15 protein-coding genes are annotated in these 18,846 nt (G+C 62.8%); 9 read left to right on the forward strand and 6 right to left on the reverse strand.

The window, feature by feature from the left end; translation table 11 throughout:
• Positions 1-72: 72 nt before the first annotated feature.
• Positions 73-2,010: a DUF5107 domain-containing protein gene (locus tag ACFX4T_RS17585; RefSeq protein WP_377652971.1), complete on the forward strand. Its 1,938-nt coding sequence runs from the start codon at positions 73-75 to the stop codon at positions 2,008-2,010.
• 28 nt (positions 2,011-2,038) lie between these two features.
• On the opposite strand, the gene ACFX4T_RS17590 is transcribed toward ACFX4T_RS17585, so the two are convergent.
• Entirely contained in the window at positions 2,039-2,647 is a 609-nt protein-coding gene (locus ACFX4T_RS17590) for a TetR/AcrR family transcriptional regulator (RefSeq protein ID WP_377652973.1), read from the reverse strand.
• Between the two features lie 113 nt (positions 2,648-2,760).
• Here ACFX4T_RS17590 and ACFX4T_RS17595 point away from each other — a divergent pair, with 113 nt between their 5' ends.
• Positions 2,761-5,895, forward strand: a complete 3,135-nt coding sequence (locus ACFX4T_RS17595; protein ID WP_377652975.1) for a glycoside hydrolase family 2 TIM barrel-domain containing protein — start codon at positions 2,761-2,763, stop codon at positions 5,893-5,895.
• Between the two features lie 49 nt (positions 5,896-5,944).
• On the opposite strand, the gene ACFX4T_RS17600 is transcribed toward ACFX4T_RS17595, so the two are convergent.
• Positions 5,945-7,369 carry a M23 family metallopeptidase gene (locus tag ACFX4T_RS17600; RefSeq protein ID WP_377652977.1) on the reverse strand — a complete coding sequence of 475 codons (1,425 nt, stop codon included), beginning with the start codon at positions 7,367-7,369 and terminating at the stop codon, positions 5,945-5,947.
• A gap of 519 nt (positions 7,370-7,888) precedes the next feature.
• On the opposite strand from ACFX4T_RS17600, the gene ACFX4T_RS17605 reads away from it, so the two are divergent.
• The 3 genes from ACFX4T_RS17605 (at position 7,889) to ACFX4T_RS17615 (ending at position 11,714) form a co-directional block, all read left to right on the forward strand.
• On the forward strand, positions 7,889-10,123 hold the full coding sequence (locus ACFX4T_RS17605) for an McrB family protein (RefSeq protein ID WP_377652979.1): 2,235 nt from the start codon (positions 7,889-7,891) through the stop codon (positions 10,121-10,123).
• Positions 10,124-10,202: 79 nt separating this feature from the next.
• A complete protein-coding gene (locus ACFX4T_RS17610; RefSeq protein ID WP_377652981.1) occupies positions 10,203-11,411 on the forward strand; it encodes a restriction endonuclease in 1,209 nt (402 codons plus the stop codon).
• A 57-nt stretch (positions 11,412-11,468) separates the two neighbouring features.
• The gene (locus tag ACFX4T_RS17615) at positions 11,469-11,714 is read left to right on the forward strand and encodes a PLDc N-terminal domain-containing protein (protein WP_216926111.1); all 246 of its coding nucleotides are present in this window, start codon (positions 11,469-11,471) and stop codon (positions 11,712-11,714) included.
• Positions 11,715-11,717: 3 nt separating this feature from the next.
• Here the strand turns inward: ACFX4T_RS17615 and ACFX4T_RS17620 are convergent, their stop codons facing one another.
• Positions 11,718-13,388 carry a sensor histidine kinase gene (locus ACFX4T_RS17620; RefSeq protein ID WP_377652983.1) on the reverse strand — a complete coding sequence of 557 codons (1,671 nt, stop codon included), beginning with the start codon at positions 13,386-13,388 and terminating at the stop codon, positions 11,718-11,720.
• Positions 13,389-13,488: 100 nt separating this feature from the next.
• Here ACFX4T_RS17620 and ACFX4T_RS17625 point away from each other — a divergent pair, with 100 nt between their 5' ends.
• The 4 genes from ACFX4T_RS17625 (at position 13,489) to ACFX4T_RS17640 (ending at position 15,987) form a co-directional block, all read left to right on the forward strand.
• Complete coding sequence (locus ACFX4T_RS17625) at positions 13,489-14,232, forward strand: response regulator transcription factor (RefSeq protein WP_377652985.1); 744 nt, start codon at positions 13,489-13,491, stop codon at positions 14,230-14,232.
• Between the two features lie 87 nt (positions 14,233-14,319).
• Positions 14,320-14,910, forward strand: a complete 591-nt coding sequence (locus ACFX4T_RS17630) for a molybdopterin-dependent oxidoreductase (RefSeq protein WP_377652987.1) — start codon at positions 14,320-14,322, stop codon at positions 14,908-14,910.
• Between the two features lie 10 nt (positions 14,911-14,920).
• The gene (locus ACFX4T_RS17635) at positions 14,921-15,658 is read left to right on the forward strand and encodes a ferredoxin reductase (protein ID WP_377652989.1); all 738 of its coding nucleotides are present in this window, start codon (positions 14,921-14,923) and stop codon (positions 15,656-15,658) included.
• Complete coding sequence (locus tag ACFX4T_RS17640; protein WP_308169415.1) at positions 15,655-15,987, forward strand: DUF6510 family protein; 333 nt, start codon at positions 15,655-15,657, stop codon at positions 15,985-15,987. The genes ACFX4T_RS17635 and ACFX4T_RS17640 overlap by 4 nt, the downstream gene beginning before the upstream one ends.
• 52 nt (positions 15,988-16,039) lie before the next feature.
• On the opposite strand, the gene ACFX4T_RS17645 is transcribed toward ACFX4T_RS17640, so the two are convergent.
• The 3 genes from ACFX4T_RS17645 to ACFX4T_RS17655 form a co-directional block, all read right to left on the reverse strand.
• On the reverse strand, positions 16,040-16,957 hold the full coding sequence (locus tag ACFX4T_RS17645; RefSeq protein WP_377652991.1) for an NADP-dependent oxidoreductase: 918 nt from the start codon (positions 16,955-16,957) through the stop codon (positions 16,040-16,042).
• A gap of 93 nt (positions 16,958-17,050) precedes the next feature.
• On the reverse strand, positions 17,051-17,338 hold the full coding sequence (gene fdxA, locus ACFX4T_RS17650; protein WP_377652993.1) for a ferredoxin: 288 nt from the start codon (positions 17,336-17,338) through the stop codon (positions 17,051-17,053).
• A 6-nt stretch (positions 17,339-17,344) separates the two neighbouring features.
• Positions 17,345-18,823, reverse strand: coding sequence for an aldehyde dehydrogenase family protein (locus ACFX4T_RS17655; protein WP_377652995.1), 1,479 nt, complete (start codon positions 18,821-18,823; stop codon positions 17,345-17,347).
• Between the last annotated feature and the right edge of the window lie 23 nt (positions 18,824-18,846).

The raw sequence follows: 18,846 nt of genomic DNA on the forward strand, positions 1-18,846 counted from the left end.
GTTCTAGCGCTGGCTTCCCGCTCCGAGGAGACTGTGGGTGTGGACGTTGATTCCTCACGAACGGATACCGACATGGCTGCCATTTCACCTTCCAACCTCACTGTCACCACCATTTCCCTCACGATGGCAGATATTGGCCCACTGAACCCCTTGCCCGTAGTGGCCGCGGAGCTCGATCAGCCTTACACCGTGGGGGAGGGCGTGCCGGACGAACTCCAGGCGGCGGCCCGCTACGGAGTAGTGCCCAACGTGTTCCCATACCTCATGCAGGATGGCTATACCCGGGAGCCGGCACCCAAGGAGCTGCCCGCCGTCGTGCTTGAGAACAGCAAGCTCAGGGCGACGGTCATGCCGTCCCTGGGCGGCCGTATCTGGGAATTGTTCGACAAAGTGACGGGAAAGCAGCTCCTCCACACGCACGGGGCACCCCAGTTGGCCAACATCGCGCTGCGAAAGGCGTGGTTCGCGGGCGGTCTGGAGTGGAACATCGGCACGCGAGGCCACTCACCCACCAGTTGCGATCCACTGCACACCGCGATCGTCCACACCCTGGACGGCAAGCACATCCTTCGCGTGTGGGAGTTCGAGCGGCTCCGGGAAGTGGTCTTCCAAGTGGACATATGGTTGCCTGCCGAATCGGCGGTGCTCTTTGCGGCGGTGCGTATCCGTAACCCCAATGACCATGACGTTCCCATGTACTGGTGGAGCAACGCGGCCATTCCGGAGACGGACCGCACCCGGGTGATCGCTCCGGCTGACGAAGCATTTGGCAGCGACTACGCCACGGACATCACCCGCGTCCGGCCCACGGACCACAACGGCTACGACGGCACGTGGTTGGTCAACAGCCCACATGCCGCCGATTTCTTCTTTGATATTGATCCATCCGAACGTCGCTGGGTTGTGGCTGCGGACGACGACGGCGATGGGTTGGCGATGCTGTCCACCGGCCGGTTGAGGGGCAAGAAGCTTTTCGTCTGGGGACAAGGCCAGGGCGGTAAACGGTGGCAGCAGTGGTTGAGCCCGGGTGCCGGCCCTTACGCCGAGATCCAGGCCGGTCTGGCGAGAACCCAGTTTGAGCATTTGTCCATGCCGGCGGGTGCGGAATGGTCCTGGGTGGAAGCGTACGGAAACGGGCATCTGGACCCGGACACATCCCACGGATCAGATTGGGAGGCGGCCGTGGCCCATGCCAGCCAGCGGCTCGAGGAGCTCCTGGCGCACGAGGAGTTGGAAGCAATGCTGCCCGCCGCCATCACCGATGCTGACGTCCCGCCGTCCACCATGGTGCTCCACGGCAGTGGCTGGGGAGTGGTGGAACGGGCGCGGCGCCGAAGGGCAGGCAAGGGCTGGATTGATGAGAGCGGCACCCCGTTCGTAGATGAAAGCATCACAGCGGAGCAGGAACCATGGCTGGAACGGCTGAAGGGAAAAGCGTTCGACGGCGCGCCCAGCTTTGTTGCCGGAGCTGACTGGGAGGAGCGGCTGGAGGGACAGGAAAGTCCTGAGGCGCGCTTCCATGTGGCCACCATGAGGCATGCCCGGCAAGATCTGGAGGGAGCCAAGGCGGCCTACCGCGAGGTGCTTGCTGCCGGGGGCGTTCAGCCGCGGACTTTGGCGCTCGCACATCGCGGATTGGGACTGGCGTTACTGGCCGACGGCGCGGATCGCGAGGGCCTGGAGGAACTCAGGAGCGGGGTGCAGGCTGACTCCTCCAATACGGCATTACTGACCGAGGCCGTGACACTCAGCATCCGCCATGACCAACCGGCCCAGGCGCTGGAACTGCTGGAGTCCGCGCCGAAGGAGGGCGCCGCCGTCGGGCGTTTGAGGTTCCTCAAGGCCCTGGCATTGGCCCGCGTGGGCAAGGCGGGCGATGCTGCCGCCATCCTGCGCGAGGGCGTGGAAATACCGGACCTCCGCGAGGGAGAGGATGCCATCGCGGCGCTCTGGGAAGAAGTCTGTCCGGGCGAAGCAGTGCCCTTCAACTACCAATTTGGAATGCACTAAGGGACTGGGACGCCAACTGGGTAGACCCTCACGCTTCGGGCAGCAGGACCACTTCGAAGTAGGCGCGCAAGGCTTTTGCCACGTCTATGGTGTCCGGGGCCAACAGCCATTGGGTTTGAAGCCCGTCCCACAGGGCAACCAGGGACATGGCTGCCCACGCCGGATCGACGCCGGGCCTGAGCTTGCCCTCCTGTGCCAAGGCCGAGAAAGAGCGGGTATAGCTTTCACGTAAGCGTTCGAAGCGTTCGGTGAAGTAATCACGGCCGGGATGGGCATTCGTGATCGATTCCGCGCAGAGCACTGTGTAGAGCTCGATGACTCCGGGAATCTTCTCGTTGTGGAGTGCTGTGCGAATCACCGCGTCCTCAAACGACTCTTCCCGGGCGGAGGGATTCGCGCTTTTGGTCAGCTCGTCGCGCCACTCCAGGACGGCCATCAGGAGATCGCTCTTGGAGGGGAAATAATGCAGCAGGCTTGTCTGGCTCATGCCCGCTTGGTTGGCAACGTCCTGCAGCGAGCCTCCCAGATACCCCTTCGCGGCAAACACGGCGTGGGCGGAGTCGAGGATCAGCCGTCGCTTTTCTTTCGCCTTGGCATAGGGTCCCCGCTTGGCGCTAGCCGTGTCCTTTGTGGTCATGGCAAGCCAGTGTACAGCGGGCGGGGACCGCAATTCTGAAATTCGAGTATCTACTCGAAATTTGTGTTAGCGTGGTCACACCCAACCCTGCAGTGGACGCTTGAAGGAGCCACGTGGAATCGACATCTTTGGCCTTGTTTGCCGGCACTTCCTACATCACGCATCCTGGCCCGGGCTCCGGCAATCGGCTGCCAGCCCGTTCCTGGCTGCGGAGTGACGCACCCACGATCCCGCTCAACGGCTTGTGGAGATTCCGTCTTCTGCCCGGCGCGCCGGGAACGCCAGGCGGCAGGGGAGTCCTGCCTGCTGGCGAGCAGGTGGAGGGAGTCGCTGACGAAGCCCTGGATGATTCCGGCTGGGATGAGATCCCTGTTCCTTCCCATTGGGTCCTGGAAGGAGCGGGCCGTTATGGCCGCCCCATCTACACGAACGTCCAGTTCCCCTTTCCCACGGATGCACCGCATGTGCCTGATGAGAATCCAACGGGCGACTACAGGCGGACCTTCACCATTCCTGCGGACTGGGCCACTGCGGAGAGTATCGTCCTGCGCTTTGATGGAGTGGAATCCCGCTACAAATTGTGGATCAACGGAACAGTGATCGGTGTCGGCGCGGGAAGCCGGCTGGCCCAGGAGTTCGACGTCACCGAGGCAGTCCGTCCCGGGGAAAACGTCCTGGCTGTCCGCGTCCATCAGTGGTCTGCTTCGAGCTACGTCGAGGACCAGGACCAATGGTGGATGCCGGGCATCTTCCGCGACGTCACGCTTCAGGCCCGTCCTCAAGCGGGTATCGACGACGTCTGGTTGCGGACCCCATTTGAGGGCACCGGCCACTCCGGTTCAGGCGTCATCGACGCCGAAATTGCGGCCGCTCCCGCTGCCTATCCTGTGCGGCTCCGCGTTCCCGAACTTGATGTAGACGTCACGTGGGAAAGTCCGGCGGACGTCGCCCCGGTGGCGATTGCCGCCGTCGAACCCTGGTCCGCGGAAGTCCCGCGGCTGTACGCGGCGACGATCTCAAGCCAAGGCGAGACGGTCTCGTTGAAGATCGGCTTCCGAACGGTGGAAATCAAGGGCGACCAGTTCCTGGTGAACGGGCGGCGGGTAGTGTTCCATGGCGTCAACCGGCACGAGACGCACCCGGACCGTGGCCGCGTCTTTGACGAAGATTTTGCCCGGGCCGATCTGGCCATGATGAAGCAGTTCAACGTCAATGCCATCCGCACCAGCCACTACCCGCCGCACCCGCGCCTGCTGGATCTCGCTGATGAGATGGGATTTTGGGTGATCCTGGAGTGCGATCTTGAAACGCACGGCTTTGAGCGGCATGGCTGGGCCGGAAATCCCAGTGACGATCCTGCCTGGCGCGAGGCGTTGGTTGACAGGATGGAGCGCACCGTTGAGCGGGACAAGAACCACCCCTCAATCGTCATGTGGTCCTTGGGCAACGAGGCAGGAACCGGCGCAAACCTCGCGGCCATGTCCGCCTGGACCCACGCGCGCGACTCCAGCCGTCCAGTCCACTACGAGGGCGACTACACGGGCGCGTACACCGACGTCTACTCGCGCATGTACTCTTCCATCCCCGAAACCGAAGCCATTGGCCGCAACGATTCCGGCTCGCTCCTGCTTGGCTGCTCCGCCGCGGAATCGGCGCGCCAACGCAGTAAACCGTTCCTGCTGTGCGAGTACGTGCATGCAATGGGCAACGGTCCCGGTGCGATCGACCAATATGAGGACCTGGTGGACCGCTATCCGCGGTTGCATGGAGGGTTCGTGTGGGAATGGCGGGACCACGGGATCCGCACCACCACCGCTGACGGCACGGAGTTCTTCGCCTACGGGGGCGACTTCGGCGAGGTTGTCCACGACGGCAACTTCGTCATGGACGGCATGGTTCTTTCGGATTCGACGCCCAGCCCGGGATTGTTCGAGTACAAACAGATCGTGGCGCCCCTCCGTTTGGGCTTCGAAGTAGCCGGCACCGACGACGTGAGGCACCCAATGCTCACAGTCGCCAACCTGCGGCACTCGGCGGACGCGTCCGACGTCGTCCTTCGCTGGCGCACCGAAACGGACGGCGAGCCGAACGCGTCCGGAACGTTCGACGTCGTCACCGCCAGTGGCGGTCAACTCGCCGCTGGTGACTCCACAGTCATGGAGTTGCCGGAGTCAGCGCTAAGGGCTCTCACTAAGGTGGAGGCTGGCGAACAGTGGCTCACCGTCGAGGTTGCCCTGCGCAAGGACACCGCGTGGGCTCCGGCCGGCCATGTCATCTCCACTGCGCAGTTGGATTTAACTGCGCCTGCCGCCAGGCGTCCCCTTAAGGCTCCGCGCCCTCTGTCGTCGGCTGCTCGCGGGGAGACCGGGACGGCCGGGGCACTATCCCTGGGACCGGCCCAGTTCGAGGATGGGCGGCTCGTTGCCCTGGGTGGACTGCCGGTATCCGGGCCGCGTCTGGAGTTATGGCGGGCACCAACGGACAACGACCAAGGTTCGGGTTTCGGCAGTTACGACCTCGCAGATCCGTGGCTCAACAATGGCGCCGGGGTTCCAGCTCTGTCCAACCAGAGTGTATGGCTCAAGGCGGGTCTGGACAGACTGACGGCCCGCGTCCAGAAAGTGGTGCAGGCCGACGACGGCGTGTTCGTCACCACCCGCTATGCCGCTGCGGACAACGCACATTCTGTTTCCGTGGACGAGCAGTGGCAGGTATCCGGGGGAGAGCTGTGGCTGCGCCTGGACATTGTGCCCAGCTCGGGCTGGAACATGGTGTGGCCTCGCCTGGGCGTGCGGTTTGACCTGCCCAAGTCAGTGGACGGAGCCTCCTGGTTCGGGACAGGACCGCGGGAATCGTATCCGGACAGCATGCGTGCTGCCTTGGTGGGCCGCTACTCGGCGGCAATCGACGAGCTCGGCGTGAACTACGCGCGGCCGCAGGAGACAGGGCACAGGAGTGCGGTCCGATCCCTGGAGCTGCGCAACGGTACGGATCCTTGGGTGACGTTCCATGCACTTCCAGATTCGAGGGATCGGCTGCCTGGCTTCACGTTGTCCCGGCATACGGCGCAGCAGGTCTCGGGCGCGGCCCATCGGCACGAATTGCCGCAGAGCCGGAACAGCTTCCTCTACCTTGACGCCGCACAACACGGGCTGGGCTCGCGGGCATGCGGACCCGACGTGTGGCCCGATTTCGCCCTTAAACCCGAAGCCCGCACGCTGGTGTTCAGGATCGCGGCTGCCGGCTAGCAGGAACCCAGCCCGGCCTTCGTCTGCTTGCGGGCAAGGCCGGGCACGCTCAGGGTGTTGCGGTGGGCGTGGCCGTGGGTGTGGGAGTGGCCGTCACGGTTGCCGTAGGAGCGGGCTCGGTAGTTGGGGTCCCTGTGATGGTTGCGGTGGGAGCGACCGTGGCTGTTGGAGTCGGCGACGCCGTGGGGTCGGATGTGGTGGTTGGTGATGCCGTGGGTTCGGCGGTAGGAGTCGGGCTGGCCGTTGGCGTCGGCGTGGGCGTAGCCGTCACAGTTGGTGTGGGCGTAGTGGTCGGAGTTGCCGTGGGTTCGGCGGTCGGGCTGGCCGTTGGCGTCGGCGTAGTGCTCACAGTGGGGGTGGGCTCAGCCGTTGCAGTGGGCGTGGGTGTAGCAGTTGGGGTCGGCGTGGGAGTAGCCGTCGGGGTCGCCGTAGGTGAGGGAGTGGGCTGCGCAGCCGGCTCGGGGGCTGGCGCCCCCGGCTCGCCAAGCGCGATCCCGAGCGACCACACCGGAACCTCGCCAACCGGCGTCGTTCCAGTTGTTGGTGAGAAGCTTGTGAGCCTGAGTAGATCCACGGACGATTCTGTATCCAGTGGAATCAGGCTCCACGATGATGGATCCACCAGCACGCCATTCACAATTGTTTCAAAGTGAAGGTGGCATCCGGTGGACGAACCAGTGGAGCCGACCAATCCGATGACTTCTCCGGCTTCAACTACCTGCCCTTTGCGCACGGCGCTCGCCTGCAAGTGGTTGTACGTAGTGATAAGTCCGTTGCCGTGATCGATCTCTATCCGGTTGCCTCCACCCCAGGCATGCCAGCCCACCTCGCGCACGTAGCCGTCATCAGCAGAATGGACCGGTGTGCCACAGGCCGCTGCGAAGTCCTGCCCTGTATGAAATTCCCCCGGGGCACCTGTGATCGGATTGGTGCGTAGCCCAAAAGGTGAACTGGGGCGCAGATTCAGCAATGGGGACATCAACGAGCCGGGTCCCGGCCGTACATGACGGGACTCAGGGTTCCCCACCGATGTTTGCCACGAGCCGCCGCCGGAACAGGTAGATGCACCCTGGGAATTCAGGAAACTCACGATTTCCTGTGCCAGCTCCCGGTACTTGGTGTAGTGGTCTGGATCCTGGTTCCGCTGCACGAGGTGGATGGCCAGGCTGGACGGCAGAAGCTGCCAGTCCTTGATGCCCTTCAGGGCAAGGAAGAAGCTGGTTGCGCTGATGAACGGATCCATGCGATCCGCATAAGAGCCCCATGCGCCGTTGGCGCGCTGCTGGAAAAGCCCGCGGGAGTCCGGCCCAGCGGCGTCACCGAAGTCCTTGCTTTCAAGGGAAGATTCGCCAAGGGCGGCTTGTACCCCAAGGATTTGGGCGTCGAGTGTTAGCCCCAGCTTTTTGCCCGCCACCATGATGGCCGAAGCGTTGCGGAGTTGGAGGTCTGAAGGGCCGCCGCTGGTGGACGCCACTCCAAATCCTGAGGCTGTTTGTTGACAGAGTGTCGCGGCCAAGGGGTTCGTAGGCCCAGGCTCAACCGTTCCCGAAGGGGTGGTGCTATTAACGGCAGTGTCATTCGTGGACCGATTGGCTACTGAGGATGCATCAGCCGTTGAATCTGCCCGGATCTGCTGGGTGGCTGGGGGCGCCGTGGTGACCGCTGCAGATTGGAAGCAGCCAAGCATGACCGCCGCCGCGAGAACCGCTAACGGAATCCGGGCGTGCCCATGGAGCCGGGTTGGGCCCTTGTCAGGAGGTTTGTTGTTCACAAAACCCGCTCCTGACATGGATCCGTGCCCGGCGAAAAGTGTTGGAGGTCCACACCATTGTCTGGATCCGATCACTGCATGTTACGGGTACTGCAGGTCTATGGGAATGACGGGCTCACGTCAAGCCATGTTTGCGCGAACATCGCCACTTAACCAGACTTCTATCTGTCCTGTGCCCCTCCAAATCCAGATGCTTGGCTAAGTCAAACAAGGTAAGTTGGCATGGTGACCCCCTCCGTGAAGCCTGCCATTGACCGCGCCCCCGGAATCTCCAAGGAGATCGAGGACGCGGCCTGGTATGTGTTGGGCCCGGCACTCCAAGGGAGACCGTCAGCGCTGGACGGCCATACGCTGACGTGGACGGCGGACGCCGCCGGAGAACTGCTGGAACGCCTTGAGCGCGGGGTGGAAGATTCCAAGGCCCCCATGATGACCAATCTTCGGCAAAACCTCGAAGGCGCGTCACGGGAAGCCAAGCTGCTGGCAGTGGAATTGCTCTTCCTGCAGTCGCTGCCATTGGCCCATGAGGTCAAGTCCCTCAGGGTCAAGCGTGCTCGTGTGGCCGAGGCTGCCTCCTGGGTAGAGCCGCCGATCGAGTTGCCGGGGGAGCTCTACGAGGGCATGACGGACCACGGCGTGATCCGTGACCGTACCGCCGAGTTCAACTGGACCATTTGGGACCACCTGAAATGGCTGTGCCGCTTTGTTGCGCATGTAGACGGCCAGAGCACGGAGACCATCAACCAGGCGCTCGCCGATCCGTTGAAGTTCCACGAGCTTGCAGTGGGAACACCAGAGGACCAACCAGCCATGCGCCGCAGTATCGAGTATTTGGTGTGGCCCAGCTACTTCGAGCCTGTGGTGGCTGACGTGGAGCGCCGGGAGATTCGTGATGCTTTCGCCTCACTCGTTGGTGGCGCCGGGGGCGATACCGAGGAGGACGTGACTGCGGACATCCATCGGATCCGGCTGCACCTGGACGAACAAGCCGGCCAGCGCATCGATTGGTATGCACGCCAGCTGGTCAGCCAATGGCGCAAGGTGGGGGACCCCGGACGCCGCTCCTGGTTGCTGCGTACCCATCACGACAACGCTGACCTGCTGGCCGCCTGGGTTGCTGAAGAGAAGGCCACCCTGGACGTTGAGCACCTCCGCTCCCTCACTGCCGGAGTCACTGCCGGCGTGGTCCAGCATGCAGTGGACGAGGATTACAAGCACCTGGGCTACGTAGAGCGCGAGGACACCAAGACGGCGGTCTTCGCCTTCCTCACGGTGATGAAACCCGGTGACCTTACGCTCTACCAGCACGCCGGACGGGTCCGTGTGGGAGTGGTCCTTGGCGAGCCCGAACACCACGAGGACAACCGGCGTATCCGCCGCAAGGTCCGCTGGTTCGATGACAGTTACGCCATCACCGAACTCCCACGCCATGCACAGCGGCAATTGTCCACGCCCGGGATCATCGTGGATGTCACCAGGGTCATTCAGGCGTTGCAGGAACTCCTGCCGGTAGAAGCCGAAACCGACGGCGAGGACGAAGCGCCGCCCACCGCCGTCGTCGAGGTTGTCCAGCAGGGTTTCCGGCCGTTGACCGAAGAGTTCGCAGCTTCCCTTCACATGGACCTTGAGCCGCTGAAGGAAATCGCCGAACTGCTCGAAGAGAACCGCCAACTGGTTCTTTACGGACCTCCAGGTACCGGCAAGACGTACCTGGCCAAGCACCTCGCTGCCGAACTCGCCGGCGACAGCACCGATGAACGCGTGAAGCTGGTGCAGTTCCATCCGTCATACGCGTACGAGGATTTCTTTGAGGGTTACCGTCCGGACAAAACCGACGACGGCCAGGTCTCCTTCAAGCTCGTGGCCGGGCCGTTGCGTCGGCTCGCGGAGGAAGCTGCCAAGCCGGAGAACGCGCACAAGCCGTACTTCCTGATCATCGATGAGATGAACCGTGCCAACCTGGCCAAGGTCTTCGGCGAGCTGTACTTCCTCCTTGAATACCGTGATGACCGCATTTACCTGCAGTACAGCCCCAACGAACCCTTCAGCCTGCCGGACAACCTGTACATCATCGGCACCATGAACACCGCTGACCGCTCCATCGCCATGATGGACGCCGCCATCCGTCGTCGTTTCGCGTTCATCGAACTCCATCCCAAGGTGGAACCGGTGAGGGGCTCGCTGCGGCGCTTCCTGCAGGCCCGCGGCCTGGACACCCTCAATGCGGATCTCCTGGACGCCCTCAACGACGCCATCGATGACTGGGACAGGGACCTGATGATCGGGCCGTCCTACTTCATGAAGAACGCTGCCCAAAACCCCACAGGATTGCGGCGCATCTGGAAGTACGAGCTCATGCCGTTGCTGGAGGAGCACTATCACGGGCAGTTGAACCGTGCCCAGTTGGAGGAACGCTTCGGCCTGGACCAATTGCTGGGACGACTTGCTGCCCGCTAAGGCCGTCCCGCCACGCCCGCGGCGGCCACCGGCAAGTGCCGGTACGGCGCGGACGGCTGCCGGGACCCGGCACATCGTCATGGACGAGCTCTCACGGGGAGTCGTTGACAAGCTCGACCCCCCAACCGCTGCGTTCATCAACGCCAGTGGGCTGGCGAAAGCGTCACCGATTGGCATGGGCCTCTATAGGATCGAACCCGTCGGCAAAGTCGGTGCGGTGCGCACTTCCACTGTCCAGCTCGAGGTCCGCCCCAAGGACCGGCTTGGCCTGAGTCGCTTGCTTTTCCTCCTCAGCTACGCCGGTGACCAAGGCTTCCGCGACCACTCCGTAGAAGCGGTTGAGCACCCGGATCTCTGGAGCGCCTTGGCCGAGTCACTGGCCCAGCTGGCTGACCGCGCGCTGAGCCGCGGCGTCCTGCAGGGCTACCTCACCATCCATGAATCGCTGCGGACCGTCAAAGGCCGCATCCGCATCTCGGACCAGATCTCCCGCAGGCCCGGCATGATGGTGCCCTTGGAAGTGTCCTACGACGAATTCACCGAGGACATCGCTGAGAACCGCATCCTCCGCGCCGCCTTGGAACGGATGGGGAAGGTGCCGGGCGTCCGGGCCGACGTCCTGAGCCGCTTGCGCCAGCTCAAGGGAAAGCTCGACGCCGTCACCCGTCTGCAGTCCGGAGCCCCACTGCCGCCGTGGCGGGCCAACCGAATGAATCTCAGGTACCACGCCGTTCTGCGGCTCTCGGAGGTCATCCTGCGCAATGCCTCCGCCGAGGCCGGCGAAGGGAAGCAGCAGACGGCTTCCTTTGTGGTGGACATGGCACAGGTTTTCGAAGAGTTCGTGGGCACGGCTTTGCGTCATGCGATGAGTGTTTACCCGGGGGAGATGCGCCTCCAGTACGGAGCGCTGCTCAATGAGGCTGTCCGGGACGCGGATCGCCTGACAGTCCGCCCCGACGCCGTGCACTTCCTGGGTGGGAGGCCCGTGGTGGTCTACGACTCCAAGTACACAGCGGCAGGAGATGCCGGCGCTTCACTGAACGCGGACCATTACCAATTGTTGGCGTACTGCACCGCACTCCGGGTCCCGACGGCATGGCTTGTCTACGCTGGACCGGGCGAGATGAAGTTGCGCAGGATCCTGAACACGGACATCGACATCGTGGAGTATCCGCTGGACCTGTCCCTGCCGCCGTCGGAAATCCTGGCTGCCGTGGCGGACCTCGCGGAACAGTCGTGGGGCGAGGTAGTGCGTCAGGCTGTGGCGGGACGAACGGCGTCAGACTAGCCTGAGAACTACGGCCGGGTGAACGACGGCTGAGGGGAAATTCTCGAGGGAGGCATCATGGCTGGCAGGAAATCGTGGCGCGATATGAGCAAGGGCCAGCGGATCATGGTCATCGTCAGCGGAGCCATAAATATGGCCCTGCTGGGTGCAGCGCAACGGAGCATCGGAAAGACCCCCGACTCCAGAATCAGGGGAAAGAAGGCGGTGTGGCGCGCTGTTTCGTTCATCAACTTCTTCGGACCGGTGAGCTACTTCCTCTTCGGCCGCCGTCGTGATGCCGCAGTAGCAGGCAGCGGGCGCTAACGCCTAGGTGGGCATCTTCACGAGGAAGGTCGTGCCCCGGCCGGGTTCGCTTTCCAGCGTGATGGTTCCGCCATGCGCTTCGACGATCGCCTTGCTGATGGGCAGTCCAAGCCCGACGCCGGGAATGGTGCTGTTGCGTACGCCGCCGGCCCGGAAGAACTTGGTAAAGGCCTCGGACTGCTCTTCTTCAGTCATGCCCATGCCGGTATCGGAGACGCGGCAGAACACGAAATCCTGGTCCTCCCACGCGGCAACCTCTACGTTTGCGCCTTTGGGGGAGTACTTGATGGCGTTTGATACCAGGTTGTCCAGGACCTGGGCTATTCGTGAGGAGTCCACGTGGGCCTCCAAGGACTCAGGGACATCCATGGACAACCGGATGCCCGCTTTGGCTGCCCGGGGACCGGCAGAGCTCACGCTTCCCCGCACCAGCTCGGCCACGTCCACCGCGTGCGGCTGAATGACCATTTGGCCTGAACGCACTGCCAACAAATCCGATACCAGGGTAAGCAACCGTTCGGCGTTCCTTCGAACGATATCGAGTTGCCTGCGCGACGAGGGATCCAGGGAACGCGGTTCATCCAGCAGAAGCTCAACGTAACCAAGGATGGACGTCAGCGGCGTTCGGAATTCATGGGAGACGTTGGCGACGAAGTCGTCCTTGGCGGCCAGGGCATTGACCAGGTCTGTGACGTCGCTGAAGACAATAACCGAGCCGGCGAAGTTCCCGGCGTCGTCAACCATGGGGCGGGCGCTTGTGGTGAAGGCGCGCTGGTCTGCTCCGGAACCAAGCCATACGAGTTGGTCCGTGAACCTTTCCCCCAGGACCGCACGCCGGACTGGACGGCGGTCAGAGGGCAACGGCGTGGTCCTGTCCTGGTCGAAGACGAGCAGCTCGGATTCGTTCGGATCGTCATTGCCTGGAGGAGTTGCCAAGGAGTGGGTTTGCCGTTGGCGGCGGTTCATGAGGATGTCATGGCCTTCGCCATCCACCGCCACCACACCCAGGGGCAAGGCTTCCATGACAGTGTTCAAGAGCCGTTCCTGCTTGGTGCTGACGTCGAGCGCTTTCTTTAGTTCCTCATCCTTTTGTTCCAAGGCCCGCTGCTGGCGCACCATGCTCAGAGTCAGCACGCTCACGGACACGCCGATGCCAAGCATCAGGATCGGGAAGAGCAGGGGCTTGGTGAGGTCCTGCTCAGTGAAGGAGCCCTTGACGAACAAGGGAGCCCAAACGATGCAGAGCGGACCCACGAATGACAAGGCAATCGCCAGTCTTGGGTACAGGCCGGACGCACAGAGCCAAATGACGGGCAGGACCACCAGGACACTGAGCCCCGTGAGCGCTTCCTGCCCTCCTTCCCTGCCGAACGAAATCGACACCATGTCCAGGATCGGTAGCACCAGGAAGCTGGGGAACGGCAGCCGGTGCCACGGCACAATGACGCACACCGCCAACAGGAATGCCTGGCTGAGCAGGAAGAGGAGGAACATGGGATTTTCGAGCGTGGCCGGGAAAAACAGCCACACCAGAATCGCCGAAATGCACACACAGACGGACAGCGGCAATTGGCTGAGAACCACCCTCATTCGCAGGGTGTGTTCGTGGAAAGAGCGCCGGAAAACCAGGAGTTTTTTCTTCTCGCCAAGATCCCAGGTGGTTGGGCGGGTCACGGCGCAACCACCCGGAATGCAGAAGAAAGTCGGTTCATGAGATCAGCCTAACCATAATGGTTATACTTCGAAGGGTTATCGAAGGGGCTGAGGGGCAGCGATGAGTGAAGTACGTGTGGGGCTGGTCATTGAAGATGACCAGGATATTCGCGAATTGGTGCGTGTGGTCCTTTCCCAAGCGGGATTTGACGTCCATGTTGCATCCACTGGATCCGCGGGCGTCACGTCAGCCCGCGAACTGAATCCAGACGTCATAACGCTGGACCTGGGCCTGCCCGACATCGATGGTTTCGAGGTGGCACGCCAGATCCGGAAATCCTCGGACGCCTACATCATCATGTTGACGGCTCGTGCGGAGGAACTGGACACCCTCATGGGCCTCGAGGCCGGCGGCGACGACTACCTCACCAAGCCGTTCCGCCCGCGCGAACTTCGTGCACGCGTCGAGGCCATGATGCGAAGGCCCCGCGCGTCGTCGGAGTCCAAGGCCGCCGCTGAAGAAACCGACCCGGAGATGACCCACAACGGCCTTGCCGTTTCGGCCGGCTCCAGGACGGCAGTCTTGAACGGTCAGGAACTGAGGCTGACACGCACCGAATTCGACCTCCTGCTTGCCCTGCTCGAGACAGGCAGGATTGTGCGGACCAAGGCAGATCTGGCGCGGCGCCTTCGCAATGAACCCTACGACGTCGGTAGCTACGTCAGCGATGCCGACGAACGTGCCGTTGAGGTGCACATGGGCAACCTGCGCAAGAAACTTGGCGACAGCATCCAGAACCCGCGCTGGCTTGAGACTGTGCGCGGCGTGGGGTACCGGCTCGCGCCGCTGGCTCAGGGCAACTAAGGATCTGCTGGACCACGCCCGGAGCTTGCCCTATGGTTGGGGCATCAACGGTCGTTGGCCGATGGAGCTCCATCGCGGAGGTGCATCATGGGTATTATTTCTTCCGGTTTCCGTGGACGGCGGTCCGAGAATGCTGCGTTGCCTCCGGGACAGCATGAAACTCAGGACTTTCCTGTCCTGACCGCGGGACCCGCTCCGCTCATTCCCGTTGAAGAATGGGAGTTCTTCATTACCGCGGAGGATGGCCAGCGGCTCGCGTGGACCTGGGATGAGTTCATGGCCTTGCCGCAGGAAGAGATCACCCAAGACATTCACTGCGTCACCAGTTGGTCAAAACTGGGAACAGTGTGGCGTGGAGTTTCGGTGGACACGCTTTTCGAAAAGGTGGAGACAACCCGCGACTTCGCCACCGCCCATTCATTTGGCGGTTACACCACCAATGTTCCGCTGTGGGACCTGTTGGGCGGCAAGGCCTGGGTGGCGTGGGAGTTCGATAACGAACCACTTGAACGCGCGCATGGCGGTCCGGCGCGGCTTTTGGTGCCGCATTTGTATTTCTGGAAAAGCGCCAAATGGATTCATGGTTTGGAACTGACGGATGACGACGTTCCCGGTTTCTGGGAATCGAATGGATATCATCTGCACGGCAATCCTTGGCGCGAGGAGCGTTACTCGTGAGGCCTTTGCTGTGAGTTCTGTATGGCGGGTCGCTGAAGTGGTGGGCGGGGAACTGGAAAACGCCACAGCCCGGACCATTAGGCTGCGCGTGGATGGTTTGATGGGATACCTCGCCGGGCAGCACATTGATATCCGCCTCACCGCGGACGACGGCTATACAGCCATCCGGTCTTACTCGGTGGCATCGGCAAGTGCGGATGAGCATCTGGAAATCACCGTTGATGAACTGCCCGACGGCGAAGTCTCGCCGTACCTCGTCCGGGACCTGGCGGTCGGAGACCGGTTGGAAATCCGGGGACCCGTGGGCGGCTGGTTTGTCTGGCGGAATGGAAATGCCAACCCGGTGCAGCTGATCGGAGGAGGGTCAGGTGTGGTGCCGCTGATGTCGATGATCCGCGCCCATCAGGCATCCAACAGCGTGGCCCCTTTCAAGTTGCTCTATTCCCTTAAAGCTCCTGACGCTGCGCTCTACCGTGACGAGCTGCATCGTTTGGACCAGGATTCAGCCAAGCTGATGGTCGATTACGTCTACACGCGTTCGACGCCGGATGGCTGGCCGGCAGCGCCAGGCCGCCTTACGTCGGAGACCCTTTTGGGCAAGATCTTCCCGACAGAGGAGAACCCGGATGTTTTTGTTTGCGGCCAGACAGTCTTCGTGGAGACCGTTGCGGACTGGCTTGTAATGGCCGGTTATCGGCCGGAGTCGATCAAGACCGAGCGGTTTGGCGGGACGGGAGGTATCCGGTGACCAGCACCGACGACTTCGCTGTCCCCGAGTCCGATGACCCGGACATTGCAGCAGGACCCCATGACCCGATTCCGTATGTTGACGGGAACGCCGCGGCCGGCGCCCTGTCCGAAGTCTTCCGGATCGACATCATCGCGGCGCTCGGGCGGTGCAGGCACTGCGGTTCCGTCAGGGCTTTTGGCGAGGCCATGGTCTTCACGGACGCGCCCGGCATTGTGGTCCGGTGCCGCGACTGCCAGGGCGTTCTGCTGCGATTGGTCCAAACACCAACGCGTTATTGGCTGGATCTGAGCGGTCTCAGCTACTTGGAGATCGACCGCGAAGAATAAGCGCCAGTTGCGGCGCTTCAGGTAGGCGTTCATTGCCTGTACGGCTTCTTAATTACTCACGCACCTGGATGATCGTCTTCCCATTCCGGCGGGCGGCTGGATTGAGGGCGTTGAGCGCGTCGTCGAATTCGCCGATGTTTCCGATGTTCGTCCGGAGTCGTCCGTCCCGGATTCGCTGGACGATCTCACCCAGCTGCGCGCGATCCGACTCGACAACGAAATCCACTGCCAGACCATCCGTAGGGCGTGCTTCAACTGGACCGGTGATGCTCACCAGCGTTCCGCCGGGGCGGATCAGGGCCGCTGACTGCTTCTGGATGTCACCCCCGATCACATCGAATACCAGGTCAACCCCGCCGACATCTTGCAAGGTGTCATTGGCGAGATCGACGAACTCGTGCGCGCCGAAGTCAAGCGCCTTCTGCCGGTCGGCAGTTCGTCCGGTGCCGATGACGTAGGCGCCCGCTTCGCGTGCCAGCTGAGTCACCATCGTTCCGACTGCCCCGGCAGCGCCGTGCACGAGTAGGCTCTGCCCCGACTGGATGCGGCCATGGATAAACAATCCCTGCCATGCGGTCAGGCCAGAGATGGGCAGGCTGGCGCCAACTGTGAAGGGGACATCGCCAGGCAGCGGCGCAAGGTTACGTGCTTCCATGGACACGTACTCCGCCAAGGTGCCGTCCCGGTGCCAGTCCGCAAGGCCAAACACGCGTTGACCCACAGTCAGGCCTGTCGTGCCATAGCCGAGCGCGGTTACAACCCCGGCCACCTCGTGCCCAATGATGGAGGGTGTCCGATCCCTACCGGCTCGATCAGTCCAGGTCGAGGACCACTCGACCTCGGTCGGAACGAATCCAGAGGCATGAACCTGAACAATGACATCGTTTATCGATGCCGACGGCTGCGGCCGTTCGGCCATCCTGAGCCCGGCCCTTCCGGCGGACTGATCTGACACAACAATTGCTTTCATCAAAAGCTCCCGGTCATCGATCCTGGCCTACACGGCGGTTTCACACTTGTAGTTCTAGCAGTCCAATCGCTCCGGTACCGCGAGCAGTGCCGCCTAACTGGCCACCCGCACCGGCTCCGCGATCACTACAGGATGATCGCGGCCCACGTCCTCGAAAAACTCCGCGTTCGCCCTGACGTAGTCTGCCCATTCGTCAGGGACATCCTCAGCGTAGTAGATCGCCTCTACGGGGCACACGGGATCGCATGCCCCGCAGTCAACGCACTCGGACGGGTGGATGTAGAGCGAGCGTTCACCTTCGTAGATACAATCCACCGGACACTCGTCAATGCATGCCTTGTCCTTCACATCCACGCAGGGCTGTGCGATCACGTAGCTCATGGCGCACTAAATGCCTGTGTAGACGGTCTTGCCCCAGGTGTAGAAGTCCAGCGCTGACCTGCCTTGCTCACGGAAGGTATTGGTGGAGGAATCCTTCACACCGCCGAAGGGGACGTTCAGGTCCAGCCCGGCAGTTGGCCGGTTGATCTTCACCACCCCTGCCTGCGCCCTGTCAGCGAAGTCCGTCGCGAGGGCCAGTGAGTCCGTGCAGATGCCGGCGGTGAGCCCGTAGCGGGATTCATTGATGGCAGAGAGGCCGGTTTCGTAGTCGGCCACTTCGAGAACGGCCACCACTGGCCCGAAGATCTCTTCCGTCACGGCTGCGTCGTCGAACGGCAGTCCGGTGAGAATCGCCGCCGGGAAGAACAGCGCACCGTTGGGGTCGCCGTCGTACTGTCCGTGCAGGAGTGTAGCCCCGCGTTCGACGGCGGTACGCACCGCTGCCTGGTCCTGCTCGAATTGTTGCTTGCTCACTACGGCTCCCATCCGGGCGTCGCCATCAAGCCCGTCACCGGTGGTGTAGGCGGCGGTCTCCTGAACCAACGCATCGAGGAAGGCGGAGCGGATGCCGGGGGTCACGTAGACGCGGGACGTTGCTGTGCATGCCTGTCCGGTCAGGCCGAATGCGCCCGCCGCTACTACCTGCGCAGCTTTGCGGGGGTCGGCGTCGTCCAGCACCAACACGCCATTTTTACCGCCCATTTCGAGCTGTACGCGGGCGCGGCGGGCACTGAGGATCTCCTGCAGCCCAAGGCCAACATTGGTGGAACCCGTGAACGACAAGCCGGCAATGCGAGGGTCCCGGGCCAGCGCGTCGCCCACCACGCGGCCCTTGCCGTGCACCACGTTGAACACGCCGGCGGGCAGTCCGGCGTCCTGCAGGGCACGTGCCAGGTGGGTGGTGGACAACGGAGTGAGCTCGGCCGGTTTGATCACCACGGCGTTGCCGCTGATCAGGGCAGGCGCGGTTTTCCAGGCAGGAATGGCGATGGGAAAATTCCACGGGGTAATGAGCCCCACCACGCCCAGCGGTTCGCGACGCGTCGTGATGGTGGTGTCGGGCAGGCCGCTCGGGAGGACTTCGCCCGTTGCTGCCCAGCCCAGCGAGCCGAAGAAGCGCAGCACGTCCGAGGCACGCTTGACCTCGCCTTTTGCTTCCGCGAGCGTCTTTCCTTCCTCACGGACCAGGTCCTCGGCGATGGCGTGTTGGCGTTCGTTGAGCAGGTTTCCGGCCGCGATGAGGATAGCGCCCCGGGCTGGTGCGGGCAGGGCCGCCCACGATGGCTGGGCCGCGGCGGCCGCGGTGATGGCGGCGTCGACGTCCTGAACGGTGCCGCTCGGTGAGAGTGCTGCGATTTCGCTTGGTCGGGCCGGATTCATTCGCTGCGTGTCGGCGTCTCCGAGCCATTGGCCATTGATGAGGTGGTGGGCGGTAATCGTGTGAGGGTCGGTGGTGGCCTGCGTGTCAATCGCTGTGGAAGTCATGATGTTCCTTTGGTTTTCGTGAA

Origin of the sequence: Paenarthrobacter sp. YIM B13468 (assembly GCF_042788025.1) — a bacterium.
Classification (GTDB): Bacteria; Actinomycetota; Actinomycetes; order Actinomycetales; family Micrococcaceae; genus Arthrobacter; species Arthrobacter aromaticivorans.

What these genes read in the sequence shown, in the direction of transcription:
- ACFX4T_RS17590 (WP_377652973.1), bottom strand. Translation starts at nt 2,647, where the DNA reads ATGACCACAAAGGACACGGCTAGCGCCAAGCGGGGACCCTATGCCAAG.
- ACFX4T_RS17585 (WP_377652971.1), top strand. Translation starts at nt 73, where the DNA reads ATGGCTGCCATTTCACCTTCCAACCTCACTGTCACCACCATTTCCCTC.
- ACFX4T_RS17625 (WP_377652985.1), top strand. Translation starts at nt 13,489, where the DNA reads ATGAGTGAAGTACGTGTGGGGCTGGTCATTGAAGATGACCAGGATATT.
- ACFX4T_RS17630 (WP_377652987.1), top strand. Translation starts at nt 14,320, where the DNA reads ATGGGTATTATTTCTTCCGGTTTCCGTGGACGGCGGTCCGAGAATGCT.
- ACFX4T_RS17605 (WP_377652979.1), top strand. Translation starts at nt 7,889, where the DNA reads ATGGTGACCCCCTCCGTGAAGCCTGCCATTGACCGCGCCCCCGGAATC.
- ACFX4T_RS17610 (WP_377652981.1), top strand. Translation starts at nt 10,203, where the DNA reads ATGGACGAGCTCTCACGGGGAGTCGTTGACAAGCTCGACCCCCCAACC.
- ACFX4T_RS17615 (WP_216926111.1), top strand. Translation starts at nt 11,469, where the DNA reads ATGGCTGGCAGGAAATCGTGGCGCGATATGAGCAAGGGCCAGCGGATC.
- ACFX4T_RS17655 (WP_377652995.1), bottom strand. Translation starts at nt 18,823, where the DNA reads ATGACTTCCACAGCGATTGACACGCAGGCCACCACCGACCCTCACACG.
- fdxA (WP_377652993.1), bottom strand. Translation starts at nt 17,338, where the DNA reads ATGAGCTACGTGATCGCACAGCCCTGCGTGGATGTGAAGGACAAGGCA.
- ACFX4T_RS17645 (WP_377652991.1), bottom strand. Translation starts at nt 16,957, where the DNA reads ATGAAAGCAATTGTTGTGTCAGATCAGTCCGCCGGAAGGGCCGGGCTC.